General features: G+C 53.1%; 12 protein-coding genes. 5 read left to right on the top strand and 7 right to left on the bottom strand.

Annotation, left to right across the window (positions count from 1 at the left end):
* Nucleotides 1-37: 37 nt before the first annotated feature.
* The 3 genes from H142_RS0104410 to metK all read left to right on the top strand — a co-directional run bounded on the left by H142_RS0104410 (nucleotide 38) and on the right by metK (nucleotide 3,313).
* Entirely contained in the window at nucleotides 38-397 is a 360-nt protein-coding gene (locus H142_RS0104410; protein WP_017930891.1) for a hypothetical protein, read from the top strand.
* A gap of 189 nt (nucleotides 398-586) precedes the next feature.
* Nucleotides 587-1,996, top strand: coding sequence for an adenosylhomocysteinase (ahcY, locus tag H142_RS0104405; protein ID WP_017930890.1), 1,410 nt, complete (start codon nucleotides 587-589; stop codon nucleotides 1,994-1,996).
* Between the two features lie 117 nt (nucleotides 1,997-2,113).
* The gene (gene metK / locus H142_RS0104400; RefSeq protein WP_026147794.1) at nucleotides 2,114-3,313 is read left to right on the top strand and encodes a methionine adenosyltransferase; all 1,200 of its coding nucleotides are present in this window, start codon (nucleotides 2,114-2,116) and stop codon (nucleotides 3,311-3,313) included.
* A gap of 1 nt (nucleotide 3,314) precedes the next feature.
* On the opposite strand, the gene H142_RS0104395 is transcribed toward metK, so the two are convergent.
* Complete coding sequence (locus H142_RS0104395; RefSeq protein ID WP_017930888.1) at nucleotides 3,315-4,598, bottom strand: O-antigen ligase family protein; 1,284 nt, start codon at nucleotides 4,596-4,598, stop codon at nucleotides 3,315-3,317.
* Between the two features lie 156 nt (nucleotides 4,599-4,754).
* Between H142_RS0104395 and H142_RS0104390 the strand changes: the two genes are divergently transcribed.
* The gene (locus tag H142_RS0104390) at nucleotides 4,755-6,614 is read left to right on the top strand and encodes a type I secretion system permease/ATPase (RefSeq protein ID WP_017930887.1); all 1,860 of its coding nucleotides are present in this window, start codon (nucleotides 4,755-4,757) and stop codon (nucleotides 6,612-6,614) included.
* Nucleotides 6,615-7,979: an HlyD family type I secretion periplasmic adaptor subunit gene (locus H142_RS0104385; RefSeq protein WP_017930886.1), complete on the top strand. Its 1,365-nt coding sequence runs from the start codon at nucleotides 6,615-6,617 to the stop codon at nucleotides 7,977-7,979.
* Here H142_RS0104385 and H142_RS0104380 read toward each other — a convergent pair whose 3' ends face one another.
* From H142_RS0104380 to H142_RS0104355, 6 genes are read right to left on the bottom strand one after another with little or no spacing between them, the layout of a single operon-like run.
* Nucleotides 7,980-9,365, bottom strand: coding sequence for an alkaline phosphatase (locus H142_RS0104380; RefSeq protein ID WP_017930885.1), 1,386 nt, complete (start codon nucleotides 9,363-9,365; stop codon nucleotides 7,980-7,982).
* A gap of 9 nt (nucleotides 9,366-9,374) precedes the next feature.
* Nucleotides 9,375-11,141, bottom strand: coding sequence for a chorismate-binding protein (locus H142_RS0104375; RefSeq protein WP_017930884.1), 1,767 nt, complete (start codon nucleotides 11,139-11,141; stop codon nucleotides 9,375-9,377).
* Nucleotides 11,138-12,154 (bottom strand): aldose epimerase family protein, encoded by a 1,017-nt coding sequence (locus H142_RS14285; protein WP_017930883.1) that lies wholly within the window; start codon nucleotides 12,152-12,154, stop codon nucleotides 11,138-11,140. Before H142_RS14285 ends, H142_RS0104375 begins: the two co-directional genes overlap by 4 nt.
* A complete protein-coding gene (gene folD / locus H142_RS0104365) occupies nucleotides 12,151-13,041 on the bottom strand; it encodes a bifunctional methylenetetrahydrofolate dehydrogenase/methenyltetrahydrofolate cyclohydrolase FolD (protein WP_017930882.1) in 891 nt (296 codons plus the stop codon). Before folD ends, H142_RS14285 begins: the two co-directional genes overlap by 4 nt.
* 32 nt (nucleotides 13,042-13,073) lie before the next feature.
* Nucleotides 13,074-15,056 (bottom strand): acetyl/propionyl/methylcrotonyl-CoA carboxylase subunit alpha, encoded by a 1,983-nt coding sequence (locus H142_RS0104360; RefSeq protein ID WP_017930881.1) that lies wholly within the window; start codon nucleotides 15,054-15,056, stop codon nucleotides 13,074-13,076.
* A complete protein-coding gene (locus H142_RS0104355) occupies nucleotides 15,056-16,678 on the bottom strand; it encodes an acyl-CoA carboxylase subunit beta (RefSeq protein ID WP_017930880.1) in 1,623 nt (540 codons plus the stop codon). Before H142_RS0104355 ends, H142_RS0104360 begins: the two co-directional genes overlap by 1 nt.
* Between the last annotated feature and the right edge of the window lie 33 nt (nucleotides 16,679-16,711).

Raw genomic sequence — 16,711 nt, 5'->3', positions numbered from 1 at the left:
GTTAAGTTAGAAATACAGACTTGCAGGAGACTTGCACATGACGAAAAAATTAAAACGATTAACGCTCGGCTTCGTTGTCACCGCAATCGCTATTCCTGCATTGGCAGGCGCTACAGCCATTAGCGGGACATCATTCACGGGATCAGATTTTCAAGCCCGTCTATGCCCTGCTCAACTAACGACAGAGCAGTGCAGCAGCAATCCTGATGCTGTGACATTCACGCAAGGCGACACTTTCCCGTCACATTACCGCAAGATCAAATATCACAATGCCTATAATTTGACTGAGCTGTCCGGGTCTCAGGACTACGTCAAAGTCGGCGGACATATCTATGTCGTAAACCGTTCAGACAGAAAAGTCGCGAGCGTCATAACAATTCCCGGAATGTGGGACTAAAGTTACTTAGAAACAGCCGCCTTCGGGCGGTTTTTTTATGTCTAAAAATTAACAGATAAAAATATAAGAAATTCTTTATATCATGTTGACCATCATGGTGCTCCCCTCTATGACACAGCCTAACGGCCTGCACTTTAAATCCCGCAGGCCTCGGAAAATTCATTCAGTTACGCAGCAGGATACAGGGCTATGAGCACTACAGACTATACCGTCAAAGACATTACACTAGCCGATTACGGCCGCAAGGAAATCACGATAGCCGAAACGGAAATGCCGGGCTTGATGTCGCTGCGCGAGGAATTTGGGCAAAGCCAGCCGCTAAAAGGCGCGCGCATTGTCGGCTCGCTGCATATGACTATTCAAACGGCGGTTCTGATTGAGACGCTTACGGCTCTCGGCGCGGATGTCCGCTGGGCGTCTTGCAATATTTTCTCGACTCAGGATCATGCGGCGGCGGCAATTGCCGCTATCGGTGTTCCGGTCTTCGCGATTAAAGGTCAAACTCTTGAAGAGCATTGGGATTATCTCGACAAATCATTCCTGTTCGAAGACGGCCCGAATATTATTCTGGATGATGGCGGCGATGCTACACTCTATATCCTGCTGGGCGCTCGCGTTGAAGCGGGCGAAGCAGGCCTTATCGAAGGTGAGCCGGGTAGCGAAGAAGAAGAAGCTATCTTTGCGCAGATCAAAAAACGTATGGCCTCTAGCCCGGGCTGGTTTACCAAAATGCGTGACCAAATTGTCGGTGTGTCTGAAGAAACCACAACAGGTGTTCACCGCCTGTATGAATTGGTTGAGCAGGGCCAATTACCTTTCCCTGCGATCAACGTGAACGACTCTGTAACTAAATCCAAATTTGACAACAAATATGGCTGTAAAGAGAGCCTCGTCGACGGCATTCGCCGCGCGACAGACACAATGATGGCCGGTAAAACCGCCGTTGTATTGGGCTATGGCGATGTCGGTAAAGGATCTGCCGCGTCTCTTAAAGGTGCGGGCGCGCGTGTTAAAGTCACTGAAGTTGATCCGATTTGCGCGCTGCAAGCCGCGATGGACGGCTTTGAGGTCACTACACTCGAAGATACGGTAAAAGACGCCGATATTTTCGTCACTACGACCGGCAATAAAGACGTTATCCGTCTCGAGCATATGCGCGAGATGAAAGACATGGCGATTGTCGGCAATATCGGTCACTTCGACAATGAAATACAGGTTGTGGCCTTACGCAATTTTGAATGGACCAATATCAAAGATCAGGTTGACATGATTACCTTCCCGAAGGGCAATCGTATGATCCTTCTATCCCAAGGACGCCTTTTGAACCTCGGTAATGCCACGGGGCATCCATCATTTGTTATGTCGGCCTCATTTACCAATCAGGTTTTGGCGCAGATCGAACTGTGGGAAGACTCGAAAGCTAAAACACGGCGCTACGAGAATAAGGTTTATATGCTGCCAAAGCATTTGGACGAAAAAGTTGCGCGTCTGCATCTGGAAAAAATCGGCGTTAAGCTGACCAAGATGAGCCAAGAACAGGCCGAATATATCGGCGTGTCACAGGACGGCCCGTATAAACCCGAGCATTACCGCTACTAAATCACGACCCTACCGGAGCGCTCTGCGCTCCGGTTCTCCCTATAAAAATAAAAAGCCCAAATGCGCAGCGACATTCGCAATAGCGCTAAAAGAGCCTTAAAACTAAAGGAGCGCGCCATGAGCCGCAAAAACTATGTGTTTACCTCCGAATCCGTATCCGAAGGCCATCCGGATAAGGTTTCCGACCGTATTTCCGATGAAATCGTTGATCTATACTACCGCAATTCGGTCGCTGCGGGCATGTCGCCTTGGGACGTCCGCGTCGCAGCAGAAACCCTGACGACGACCAATAAAGTAATCATCGCCGGCGAGACGCGCGGACAAGATGTCAGTCACGAGCAGATTGAAGCTGTAGCCCGTGCTGCAATCAAAGATATCGGCTATGAGCAGGATGGTTTTCACCACGAAACCGCCGACGTCGAAATTTTGCTTCACGCGCAATCTGAAGACATTGCGCAGGGCGTAGATCACGGCACGGGTCTTCACGCGGAAGAGGGCGCAGGCGATCAGGGGATCATGTTTGGTTATGCCTGCTCCGATACCGAAGATCTGATGCCCGCGCCAGTCTATTACAGCCATAAGATTTTGGAGCGGCTGGCACGAGAGCGTAAATCCGGCAAGGCCGCCCAGCTTGGCCCTGACAGCAAGGCGCAAGTTACCATACGCTATGAAGACCGCAAGCCTGTCGAAGTGATGTCGCTTGTCCTGTCGACCCAACATCTGGACGCGGCGATGACCTCTCAAGATGTCGCGCATTTGATCAAGCCTTTTATCCTAGAGACCCTGCCGGAAGCGTGGATTACTGATAATACTGAGTGGCACATCAATCCAACGGGTAAATTCGTAATCGGCGGGCCGGACGGAGATACAGGCCTGACGGGGCGAAAAATTATTGTCGACACATATGGCGGCATGGCCCCGCATGGGGGCGGCGCATTTTCCGGTAAAGATCCGACAAAGGTCGACCGCAGTGCAGCTTATGCCACGCGCTATCTCGCTAAAAATATTGTTGCGGCCGGCCTTGCGCCATGGGTCGACATACAGGTTTCCTACGCCATAGGCGTGGCGCAGCCACAGTCGATTTATGTCAATGTTGATGATAAAAACCCGATTTCCGGTGAGCATTTGGAAGCGGCGATACGGCAGGTCATGGATATGACCCCGCGCGGTATTCGTAAGCATCTGGATCTTAATAAACCCATCTATGCCCGGACGTCAGCCTATGGACATTTCGGACGCAAAGCGATGTCAGACGGCGCATTTTCGTGGGAAAAAACAGATCTTGTCGAGGAATTTTTAGCCGCAATTAAAAATTAGGTTAGTGTTTAGCGGCTCTGGTAAGCACTCCGGTCGGAATTAGCGGAATCATTGCTGCTGAAAGGGCAATGGTTCCGATCCACCAATCTTGCCACACGCTATAGGACAGATTGGCGTAAACGATGATAGCCGCAAGGCTGCCGGCCAGAGCTGCCGCCCGCGCCGGGGTCATCCATCGCGAGTTGACGACAGCTTTACGGATGAGCATCAGAGCGATAACTGTGATGAGAATTCCGACCCCGCCGCCTTCGGTCCATAAATGCAATCCGGCATTATGCGCGTGCACCGGGACGATCGCCAAATCATCAAAACCGCGTGCGCTAAATGTCTCGGTAAAGCCGCGAAGTGAACCAAAGCCGTGCCCGATAAACGGGTTTTCCAAAATTTTATCCCACAAATAACTCCACGTTTCGACGCGCCATTCCCACGAGAACGGCAAGGCTGCTTTCTGAGTATCGCTAAAATTTGAGGCTGCGAAGCCCAGCCACGGCGCGCTGATGAGCAGCAAGCTGAATACAACGAAAATAAGGTTTAGCGTAAACCGGGGTCGCCATAGCGCCAATATGACAGCGCCGCCGCCTGAAAGCATGGCAATTCGGCTGGCCTCATTTTGAAACTTAACAATAACAGCAATAGTGAGAACAAGAAGGAGAGCCGCAATGGCAAATTGGCCTGCGCGTTTCCACCTCGCTTTGTCAGCCCACACCATAAAAATGGCCGGCCATATAACGACTAAAAATACGCTGAGCGCGTGAGAGATATTGCCCTCTATATTGCCCGGATTAGCATCAGGATCTCCGGCGAGAGTGACTTTAAAACCGCTAAGAATATCCACGCTGATGACAATTATAGCCAGCAGCAGGCCATAGCCCAGCCAGACCCGCCAAAGCGCGCGCAGCCTATCAAATTGGCGGCTCATATGCAAGATTAGCATGGCCGATAATGGGGCGCCGACGGCAAATTTTACGAGATTGGAGTACGGGCCCGGATCGCTATCGCCCGACCATGCATTCGACGCTGCATAATATATAACAAATGCCAGACATCCCCATATGGCGGGTGACCAGTATTTTGGCGCAGGAATGCGGTGACCGATGAGCCCGACAAGTCCGGCAAGCCCGACCGCGCCGGCCACAATATGCCCTCCCGCATGGGTTAGGACCAAGATGCAGGAAAAGAAAAATAAATAGGCCAGCAGATCTTTATAAAAAACGATGCGCTGGAACGCATTTTGCGGACTGCCGCGCAAAAAGCTTTCCGGCTTATGTGTAAATGTATCGGCCATAATGCGCTTTCGTCAGGGATTTCCACCTCTTTATGGATGGCTTGCCTTGCAGTGTTAGGAGAGTATCTGGCTTATTTCCCAAATTCACTGGATAAATCAATGGAATATTCACCCGTCTATGCCTAAACTTGTTACGCTATATGCGTAAGGGTGTCAGTGGGAAAACGATTAAAAAACCAGAAGCCGACAGAGATCGCGCTGGCGCTGCGTCGCTATCGCCGCGCCTTTGTTGGCGTGGGTATTTTTTCGGCATTCATCAACATATTGATGCTGACAGGCCCGATCTATATGTTGCAGATTTATGACCGTGTTCTGACCTCAAAATCGATGAGCACGCTGGTCGTGCTGTCTGTTCTGATGTTGGGATTATACTTTGTGATGGGCTTGCTGGAGATGGTCAGGTCACGTATTTTGGTGCGTATAGGAAATCAACTCCAAAATGACTTGAATGGCCGGACCTTCGGCGTGTGGTTGCGGCAAGGTGCCTACGGTAAGCAAGGCATGCGTGTGCGTCCTTTGGATGATCTCGGCACATTAAAGTCTTTCCTGTCCGGGCCTGCACCGGGCGCGATATTTGACATACCCTGGACTCCGGTTTTTATCGCAGTTATTTGGTATTTGCACTGGACGCTTGGCGTGATGGCGCTGATAGGCGCAGTCATCATTTTTATCGTTGCTCTGATGAACGAACTTACAACCCGTAAGGCACTGACAGAATCGCGCGGCCATATGATGCAGAGCCGCCAGATTGCCGATAACAGCCATCGTCAGTCTGATAGCATCACCGCTATGGGCATGGAGCAAAATGTACTTGCCCGCTGGTCGACATCCAATGACGAAGCGGGACGTCTGTTAACCCAAGGCTCCGATCGCGCCGGAAGTTTCACTGCGTCAACCAAAGCCTTTCGTATGGCGTTGCAGTCGGGTGTTCTGGGCGCAGGAGGCGCTCTCGCTGTTCTGCAGATCATTACGCCGGGTGCTATGATTGCGGCATCGATCATTATGGGCCGCGCTCTAGCGCCTATACAAATGGCACTGGGTCAGTGGAAATCCGTCGTCGCTGCGCGAGCGGCTTATGAGCGCTTGGAAACATTTTTCCGTGCGGTTCCCGAAACGCCTGAGGCCTTGCAACTTCCTGATCCAACCGGCAAAATTTCTGTTGACCATATTTTTGCGGCTGTCCCGGGTGGAAAAACCGCTGTGCTTCAAGACTTGAATTTTGAGCTTAAACCCGGGCAAGGCCTGGGTGTTATCGGGCCGAGCGCGTCGGGCAAGTCAACGCTTGCGCGGCTTCTCGTTGGGGTTTGGATGCCAAGCCGCGGCAGTGTGCGTCTGGACGGAGCCAGCTTTGACCAGTGGAACCGCGATGCGTTGGGCCGGCATATCGGATATTTACCACAAGATGTTGCGTTGCTAGATGGTACAATTGCAGAAAATATTGGACGGTTTAGCCCGCAACTTGATGATCAAGCTGTCGTAGAGGCCGCCGAACGCGCATGCGTGCACGATATGATCCTGCAATTGCCCAATGGCTATGACACGCCAGTGGGAACGGACGGCGTCGTTTTGTCGGGAGGGCAGGTACAGCGCATCGCTCTGGCGCGGGCGCTATATGGGGATCCGGCGCTTGTTGTTCTGGATGAGCCAAATGCCAATCTTGATGCGGAAGGCGACGCCGCTCTGACCAGCGCCATTTTGGGGTGTCGCAAGCGCGGCAAAACCGTCATTGTTATGACGCATCGACAGAGCGCAATTGTCGCCGTTGATATGCTGCTCGCGCTTAAAGAAGGCCGCCAAGTAGATTTTGGCCCGAAGGCTAAAGTGCTGGAAACGATAACGGGCAAACCTTCGGGTCCGCGCCCCGTGCCCGCCGCGCGCATTACCGGAAATGATAGTTCGACAGTCAGGCCCTCACAGCGTCCACGATCTATCGTCGGCGGAGGAACCGCTGCATCGCGCGGCTTTGCCGGCCCGACGGGGCGCTCCGGCAACCCCCCGACCAAAAAGGATAATTAGATGAACGCGACCGGCCAAGGGGAGGGGCAAGCGCCCGGGGCACATAGCGGCCGCGGCCCGGCTTTGTCAGGTGGAAATTCCACCATGCCATTTGACCGTTACATAAAGCTTGGATTTATCATTGTTTTTCTTCTGTTTTTTTGCGGCGGTCTTTGGGCGTTTACGGCAAAGATACAGGGCGCGATCATAGCGCCGGGTAGCGTGGTCGTTGAAGGAAGGCCGAAAATTATACAACATCTGGACGGCGGTCTTGTGGGTGAAATTCTTGTGGAGAACGGTGATCAGGTTAAAGCCGGAAATGTTTTAATGCGCCTTGATCCTACGGCGCTCACAGCCAATCAATCATTGGTACAGAACCGCTATTATGAAGCGCAGGCTTTGCGCGTGCGGCTTGTTGCAGAACGAGACGAGAAAAAAGATATCGATTGGAATGTTGTTTTTCCGGTCGAAGACCGTAACGAGATCATTGCCAAGGCGATTGCTGATCAAGAACAGCTGTTCCAGACGCGCTTACGGGCCTATTCCGGACAGACCGATCAGTTACAGCAACGCATCGCGCAGGCCCGCGACCAGATTAATGGGTATGAGGCGCGCATTGTTACGCAAAAGGAACAGGCTAAATTAGTCAATGAAGAGGCTAATGCTTTTCGCGAACTGAACCGCCGCGGGCAAGGCTATAAAATACGTATCAACCAACTCGAACGGGAATTTGCGCGCCTTCAAGGCGAGATCAATTCTTCAAAATCAGAAATCGCGCGCATTAAAAACCTGATTGGAGAAACGCGTATTGAGATATTGCAGGTCAACCGGACACGTCAGGAGCAAGTGCTGACCGAGTTACGCACGACTGAAAGTCTAGAATCAGATTTGCGGGAGCAATTGATTACGGCAGATGACCAAACGCAGCGTATTGATATTATTTCACCCGTTGACGGTATAGTCCACAATATGAGTGTGACAACAGTGGGCGGCGTGATTACGCCGGCTAATCCGATAATGGAAATTATCCCCATTAATGACCGTCTGGTCATCGAAACGCAGGTCGATCCCGTCTCTATTGATCAGGTCTATATCGGACAGGCGACAACTGTGCGCCTGTCCGCCTTTAATCAACGCACCACACCGGAGCTGGACGGAAAAGTTCAGAATATATCCGCCAGCACAATGGTCGACCAATATACCGGAATACCGTATTATGTGGTGCGCGTTGAAATTCCGCAGGCGCAATTGGCGCGGCTTAACGGGCTTACGCTCATCCCTGGCATGCCGGCTGAGGCCTTCATCCAAACAGATGAGCGCACGGTTTGGAATTATCTCCTTAAACCGGCCACAGACCAGTTTAACCGCGCTTTTCGTGAAGAGTAATTACTCTTCACGAAGGCTAAGCCCGTCGACAATAATGTCAAAGATTTTTGACTGATGAAATGCGCCGCGAACGCGTTCCGACCCCGGACCTGTCCCGAATAAAATAACATCTTCGCCTCCATGGGTTTCGCTGCGCATATTCACGCCTGTTTGTTGTTTGTAATCCCGATCTTGAACCATCTCTTCGGTCAGCACAGCTGCGCCGCGCATATTCGGTCCGTTCTGATATCCCAAAGTCGTATAGGGAAGGCCGTCCGCATCTTCGAGTGGCACAGTTGTGCCATCATCATCTGTGGTCATAGCCAGCCCTAATATAGGATTGCCGCGCTCAGGGTAGCCCGCAATGGTGAAAACATGGCTGTGGTCAGCGGTGACCAGTATCATGGTCTCATTCGGATCTGTGCGCTCGTAGGCGGCCCGTACGGCAGAGGCTAATTCGACTGTGTCAGTCAGGGCGCGGAAAGCATTTGTGCCGTGATGAGCGTGGTCAATACGCCCGCCTTCGACCATCAGAAAATAGCCTGCGCCACGTCCGTCCAGATTATCAATTGCGGAGACTGTCAACTCGGTCAGGGAGGGGTCGACGCCGTCTTTACGATCAACATGATAAGGAAGATGCGAATTTGCAAACAGGCCAAGAACCTGCTGGCTTTCGGATGGATCAAGCAATGTGAAGTCTTCCGCTGTATCCACGTAAACAAAATTGTCACCGCGGGCGCTCCACTCGCGTGTTAAATCAGCATTGTCTTTACGTTTATCTGCGGTGAAGAAGCGGCGGCCGCCGCCATAAGCGACATCGACTTTGGACATGACAAGCTGCCGCGCAATATCGGCGCATCCATTTTTTAAAGCTTCTTCGGACAAATTATCGTAGCCTTCAAAGCCCCGTGAGCCTGCATGGGCGTATACCGCGGCGGGTGTGGCATGGGTGATGCTCGCTGAGCTGACAACGCCGGTCGACATGCCGGACGCTTCAGCCAAATCCATTATTTTAACTGGGCCGGGTTGTGTTTCACTCGTGCATCCTGCGCTTAGGTTACCCGGCTGTACATTAATCGCGCCCCGTCCGGTGACGAGGCCGGTATTTATGGCGCTGGCCGTACCCGCGCTATCGGGAACTTGCGCGTCAATATTATAGGTTTTGACCAAGGCAACATTAGGAAATGTTTCGAAGAACAGGCTGTGTTCTTCACCACTCTTACCTAGGCTCTGCCCTTCATAAATGCGTGCAGCTGTTATGGTGGAAACGCCCATGCCATCGCCGATAAACAAGATAACATTTTTGGGTTTTTTGCTCTCGGCCTGCGAAGTGACGTCTGCGCCGGTTGCAATGCTGGCGCAACCCGCAAGCGTTAAAAATGTTGCAACGAGAAAAATACGTTTCATGGCAGGCTCCTATTGAGGTGTGTTATCGATTAATACCGCAGGCATCAGCCCGCGCAATGAGTTTCCGACAAATATTTGTCGGGCATGTGACAGATCATCAATTGATATAAGGGTCTCGACGGCCTCGCCGCTTGCAATCAAACTTTCCCGCAAGACGCCAGGAAGAAGGCCGCATGACAGGGTCGGAGTGAGTAAGGTATCTTTTCCGTCAACCGCGATAAACAGGCTGGTGAAACTGCCTTCGCATAATTGACCATCAGAGTTCAGAAACAAAACTTCGTCACAGGCCGTAGATTCAATGAGCCGTTCGCGTTCACCATTATAGAAAGCGCGGGCGTCGGTTTTGTGTTCAAAATTCTGCCGTGTGGCGGTAAGAGACGTCTTCGATAAAACGAGCTTTATTGGCAGGGGCAATTCGTCCAAATCTTGTGTGGTGATCGCAACATATCCGTCTTTCGCGAGTGATATCCTGATCCGTTGAACAGTCGTTATTTTGTCTAAGTTGGATTCTAATTCAATATACAATTGTTTTATATCAATAGTATATCCCAGTTCCTTTGAGCTTTTCAACAATCTGTCTATATGTCTATCCAGCCGCATAAATCCATTCTGTGGCGACCATTTCAATGTCTCAATGAGATGCGGTTTGCCCGTAATAATATCAGACTTTAAAAGGCATTCTTTATATTCCAGTGCGCCGACACTGTCATAGACCACGCCGCTGCCGACGCCGTAGCGCGTCACGTAACCGGATTTGGCCGGCTGTGAGACAAGCGTTCGAATGGCAACATTGAACTTTGCATTTCCACTAGGATCGAAATAACCGATGCCCCCGCAATAGAGTCCGCGCGCGCTGTCTTCAAGCTCTGCAATAATATCCATGGCCCGCCGTTTTGGCGCGCCCGTAACAGAGCCGCAGGGAAAGAGGCGGGCAAAAACCTGTGTGGCGGATACGCCGTCTTGAAGCGTCGTTTCGATCGATGAGGTCATTTGGTGTAGGGTGGGATAGGTCTCCAATGTGAAAAGCTGTGTGACTTTGGTTGTTCCGCTCTGTCCGACGGTAGATAGATCATTGCGCAGCAGATCCACAATCATCAAATTTTCGGCCTGGCTCTTGGCATCGGCTTGCATGTCTTTGGCAATTTGAACATCGCGCTCCGGGTCCGAGCTGCGCGGAGCCGTGCCCTTCATCGGGCGCGCGCGCACGGTTTTGCCGTCAATTTCAAAGAATAACTCCGGCGATAAGGACAAAATATGAGTCTCGCCCAGCGCGCAAACCGCGCCATACTGTACAGGTTGTCTTTGCCTAAGCTGTCCATAAAGAGCGGGAAAATCGGGACGATCAGCACTTTTGCCTTCGAAAGGGAATGTTAGATTAATCTGATAAATATCTCCGGTTTCAATATAGGCCTTTGCCTTTACAAATTTTGCCAGATATGCCGCTTCATCCCAAACAGGCACTAAGTCTGGACGCGGCGTATAAGTGTCCCCATTGGGACGCATTTGCGTATTAAATGCCTTGAATACGCCAAATTGCAATAATGGTGTGGCGGCATCGCTGGGGTGAGGCTGATTTATCGCTTCAGACATAAGGCCCGCTTCATAGGCGACAAATCCCGCTACGTAATAGCCGCCAGTCAATGCGCTGTCGACGCGCGCGAGAGCGCTTTCTATGTCGGTTTTGACATAGGCTTCAATAACCTCGACGGGGTCGCAATAGTAACGTGATCGACCTAGGATTTGATCTTCGAGAAAGATATAGGGCGCCGTCGTCACAGCGTGTCGAACTGATATATTTGTGTCTGTTGATAGGTCTCTGCGGGCTGCAAAACTGTATTGGGGAACAGGCTATGATGAGGGCTGTCGGGGTGATGCTGCCCTTCCAGACACAGTCCGGCAAAGGCGGGCCGGGCTTTGCCATCTCGCCCTATGCTCCCTTTTAAATGCGCGCCGGTATAAAATTGCAGTCCGGGCTGCGTCGTCAGCAGGGCCACGCGGCGGCCAGTCTCCGGCGCTCTAACGATAGCGGCTGTGCGCAGGCCTTCACCGTTTATGACATAGCTATGATCAAACCCTGTCGGCAGCGCGCAGGCGTTGAACCTATGACCAATGATGGCGCTTGAGCGTAAGTCCAGCGGCGTTTTTTCGACCGGATCAATTGCGCCCGTCGGAATGCCCTGCGTGTCAGTCGGCAGATAATAACCGGCTAGGATTTGTGCGCTGTGATCTTTTATGTCCGGGCTATAGCCTAAATTGAAATAGGTGTGATTGCTTAAATTGACGGGGCAGGGCGCATCTGTTTGCGCGCTATAATCCAGCCGCAAATCGCGCTCATTGTCCCAATAGATACGCAGTTGCGCGGATAAATTTCCGGGATAGCCATCCTCACCCTCCGGCGAAACATAGCGCAGGACAAGCGCGTCACGGTCCACTTCGGCAGTCCATAATTTCGTATGGAAGCCCGACCCGCCATGCAAATGGTTTGCGCCGTCATTACGCGTGAGACGGTGAGGGACGCCGCTAAGCTCAAATACTGCCGCGCCTATACGGTTGGCATAGCGGCCTAGGGTGGCGCCGAGAAAATAGGGGTCGGACAGATAAGGTTCAAGGCTGTCATAGCCCAGTACGTTTTCTCCAAGCGCTCCGGTGTTATCCGGAGTTTGGATCGAGCTTGTCCGCGCGCCATAAGGCGTGATGCTGGCCGTCAATCCGGCAGTACTGACGAGTGAGTACAGGCTGACCGCTCTGCCATCCGGCATATGCCCGAAATGGCGCTGGCTAATGCTCATAGTCCGGCGATGATGTCCGGCACGGCCCAGCCGTTTTGAAGGCAGGCCGCCAGCACAGTATTACGCAGCAGACAGGCAATGGTCATGGGGCCGACTCCGCCCGGTACAGGGGTAATTGAGCCTGCAATACTGACAGCTTCGCGGTAAGCTACATCGCCGACAAGCCGAAATTTGCCGGGACGTTTGATTGACGGCACGCGGTTAATGCCGACATCGATGACGCAGGCGCCGGGCTTGATCCACCCGCTTTTGACCATTTCGGGCCGGCCTACAGCGGGCACGAGAATATCCGCGCTGCGGCACACGTCTTCAAGATTTTGGGTGCGTGAATGGGCAATCGTAACGGTGCAGTTTTGCTCTAAAAACAAAAGCGCTGCGGGTTTGCCGACTAAAATAGAGCGCCCCAGAATAACGCAGTTTTTTCCTGTTAAATCACCAAGCGCATCTTTGGCCAGCATCACACAGCCCGTGGGCGTACAGGGGCGCAATCCCGACTTACCCAGCAAAAGCCGTCCGGCCGAAGCTTCGGTCAGACCGTCCACGTCCTTATCGGGATGTATCTGCGCAATCACGCGATCAGAGTTTAGCCCTTTGGGGAGGGGAAGCTGCACCAAAATACCGTTGACCGCGTCATCGTCATTCAGCGCGCGGACCACATCTACAAGTTCATCTTCTGAGACAGTTGCGGGCAGGCGGCGCTCAATACTACGCATGCCGGTCTCCCCGGTAAACTTTATTTTATTACGGACATAGACATGGCTTGCCGGATCATCGCCGACTAAGACGACAGCCAATGATGGCTGTGCGGGCAGCGCCTTAACCGCTTCACTGACTCGCCCACGCAAATCCGCGGCGAAGGCTTTACCGTCGATTTTTTGTGCGCTCATGTCTCAATAAATCCCTAGACTTATGGTAGATACTAATCCTCTACGGGCTTAATCACCAAAATTAGATCGTCTGCCGCAATTTGCGATCCTGCGCTGCCATAGATTTCGTCAACGACGCCGTCAATATCGGCCAGAATTTCGTGCTGCATTTTCATGGCCTCAAGTACGGCAAGCGTATCGCCGATTTTGACCTCATCTCCGCTAGACACTTTAATCTCTAAAAGAAGTCCATGCATCGGCGCTTCAATAGAGCCGTCACCGGCTTTGGCCTCATCGCCTGCGCTGCCGCCCGCCAGATTGATAAGCGCGAAGCTTTGAGTCTGGCTGGTTATGTGAATGTGAGTCTCGCTTGCCGCGAAATAAGTCAGGCCGATTTTCGTGCCGTTATGCTCGAACACGGCTTGGTTATCCGCCACATAAAGCGGGTTAAGTGTAAATATCTCTTCGCCGACAGACGCTGTCAGCACTTTGCCGCGGGCTATGACCTCGACCAGTGTTTCGCCATAAACGAACGGCGTTGGAACAGGCTGCGCGCTGTGCCAGCCCAAAAGTTCGGCCATGGGCGAGACGGCGCGCGACATAGAGCGTTGTTGCCCCAGCGTGAATTGCAGGGCGGCGGCAAGGGCTAACTCCTGGGCGCGGGGGGCCGGGGCTTCAAAGCCGCTCTCGCCATAGGTTTGCCCGACAAAGGCAGTGGTCGCCTCACCCTTGGCAAAAACGGGTTGATCCAGCGCGTCGAGCAGGAAATCGCGGTTGTGTTTTACGCCGACTAAGGCCGTTTGTGATAACGCGGTTATCAGACGCGCGCGGGCTTCTTCGCGGGTCGCGCCATAACCAATGATCTTGGCGACCATGGAATCGTAGAACGGCGACACCGCGCCGCCGGTTTCTATCCCGCTATCAACCCGAATGCCGTCGCCTGACGGCGTAGTGAATAAATGCACAGGTCCCGTGCTGGGCAGAAAGTCATCGGCGGGATCTTCGGCGTAAAGCCGCGCCTCTATGGCGTGTCCTGTCAGTTTTACATCGTCTTGGGAAATGCCAAGCGGCTCACCTTGTGCCGCCATGATCTGCAATTTAACCAGGTCATATCCTGTCACCAATTCGGTCACCGGATGCTCGACTTGCAGGCGCGTATTCATCTCGAGAAAATAGAACTCGCCATTTTTCGCAAGCAGGAATTCGACTGTGCCGGCGCCGACATAATCCACGGCTTTGGCGGCCTCGATGGCGGCTCTGCCCATGGCGGCGCGCAGCTTTGGCGTCATGACGGGACAGGGCGCTTCTTCGAGAACCTTTTGGTGGCGGCGTTGAACACTGCAATCGCGCTCGCCCAGATGAATAGTGTGACCGCTCTGGTCTGCAAAGACCTGTATCTCCACATGGCGCGGCTCCATGATCGCTTTTTCAACAATCAACTGGTCATTGCCAAAGGCGTTTTTCGCCTCGGATCGCGCCAGTTTAATCGCGTTTTCAATCTCGCTTTCTTTATGGACAAGACGCATACCGCGCCCCCCGCCGCCTGCCGCGGCTTTGACCATGACGGGCATTCCGATTTTTTTGGCCTCTTTGATCAATACAGCGTCACTTTGATCTTCGCCTTGATAGCCGGGCACGCAGGGCACGCCCGCCGCGATCATGGCGCGTTTAGACTTGGCCTTGTCGCCCATAATATCGATGGCTTTGACGGGCGGGCCGACAAAGATGATTCCGGCCTCATCACAGGCGGCAGAGAAGGCGGCGTTTTCGGATAAAAAACCATAGCCCGGATGGATGGCGTCCGCGCCAAATTCTTTTGCAGCAGCAATAATTTTATCAATGCGCAGATAGCTCTCGCCTACAGGGGAGCCGCCAATATGGGCGGCCATATCCGCCATTTTAACATGCGGGGCGTTCACGTCAGCGTCTGAATAGACTGCAACAGATTTTATGCCCATCTCGCGGGCCGTGCGTATGACGCGGCAGGCAATCTCGCCGCGATTAGCCACGAGAAGAGTTTTGATTAATTTGCTCATTATAACCTCGCTACGCCGAATGTGTTGGATTTAAGCTCGCGCGCTTTGGCCTCGCGGCAAGTCATCAAGCAGAAGCCGAGAACTTTGCGGGTATCGCGCGGGTCAATCATACCATGATCCAGAGTCCGTCCGGAGGAGTAAAACGCGCTTTCTTGGCGCTCAAAAACGGCTTCAATATGCGCCTGCTGTTTATCGGCGGCCTCCACATCAAGAGGGACGCCTTTGCGTTCGGCGCGCACTTCGGCCACTTGGCGCATGGTTTTGGCCGCTTGCTCGCCGCCCATCACGCCCGTGCGTGAATTGGGCCAGCTAAAGATAAAGTCGGGCGCGTAGCTAAAGCCGTTCATGCCGTAATTTCCGGCGCCAAAACTCGCTCCGATATAGAAGCTAATCTTCGGCACACGTACATTGGACACGGCTTGGATCATTTTTGATCCGTGCTTGATCATGCCCGCCTGCTCATATTCTGTGCCGACCATATAGCCTGTGGTGTTGTGGAGGAAGACGATGGGCATATCCGCACTGTCGCAAAGCTGAAAGAACTGCCCCGCTTTAGTTGCGCCGGAGGGGTCAATCGGGCCGTTATTGCCGATCATCGCGCAGGGCATGCCCATGACGCGTCCTTGCGCGCAGATGGTGGCGGGACCGTAGCGCGATTTAAATTCTTCGAACTCGCTGCCATCATAGAGGCGCGCCATCACCTCGCGAACGTCATAAGGCGAGGTATATTCCGGCGGTACGGCGCCGGCTATTGTGGCGGGGTCATATTTTGGCGGGGTAAAGCCGCGCGGCTCAGACATAGGCGCGCGTTCATTCCAGCCCAGACCATCAATTATATCGCGGGCAATGGCAATGCCGTGGGCGTCATCTTCGGCCAGATATTCAATCACGCCGGAGACGCTGGCATGCATTTCCGTGCCGCCCAGTTCGCGTTCATCGACGACTTCGCCTGTGGCAGCCCGAACAAGTGCTGCGCCTGCAAGCGCGGCAAGGCCGTTATTTTTCACGCCGACGACATAATCGCTCATGCCCGGCATATAAGCGCCGCCCGCCGTAGACGGGCCGTGCAGCACAACAAGGGTCGGTATACCCATGGCGCTCATGGTTGCCAGATTGCGGAAAATCACGCCCGCATTGGCCCAGAGCTCGACTTCATATTCCATCAAATTTGCGCCCGCGCTCTCCACTAGGTGAATGAAGGGCAGCTTTTGACGCATAGCGATTTCTTGAGCCTGCCGCGCGGCCTGCCAGCCGCCTGTCGTGGCGGCGCCTGCGCGAATGCCGCTATCATCGACCCACACCAAGCAGCGCACGCCCGAGACATAGCCAATGCCGAGTATGGACGAGCCGCCGGGCAGGGAGGTGTCGGGATTGCTATCATCCCACAGATAATTGGCCATATTAAACAGACGCAAAAACGGCATGCCGGGATCAAGTAGACGTTTCAGGCGGTCATTGGGGGTCAGTTGCCCGCGTTTCTCGAATACCGGACGACGCAGCTCGCTTTTATCGACGGTGCGCTGCTCCAACTCGCGCATTTGCGCGATTTTATCCATCATGGCGCTGCGCTGGCTCTCGAACCGATCTGATCCGACGGCAACTTTCGATTTAAACGAACTCATATAATGCAGCCTTGTTTTTGAGATTGTTTTACA

This window comes from Robiginitomaculum antarcticum DSM 21748 (genome assembly GCF_000365025.1).
Lineage (GTDB): Bacteria > Pseudomonadota > Alphaproteobacteria > Caulobacterales > Maricaulaceae > Robiginitomaculum > Robiginitomaculum antarcticum.
The sequence above is the reverse complement of the archived record's forward strand: the minus strand, read 5'-3'. Positions and strand labels throughout refer to the sequence as shown.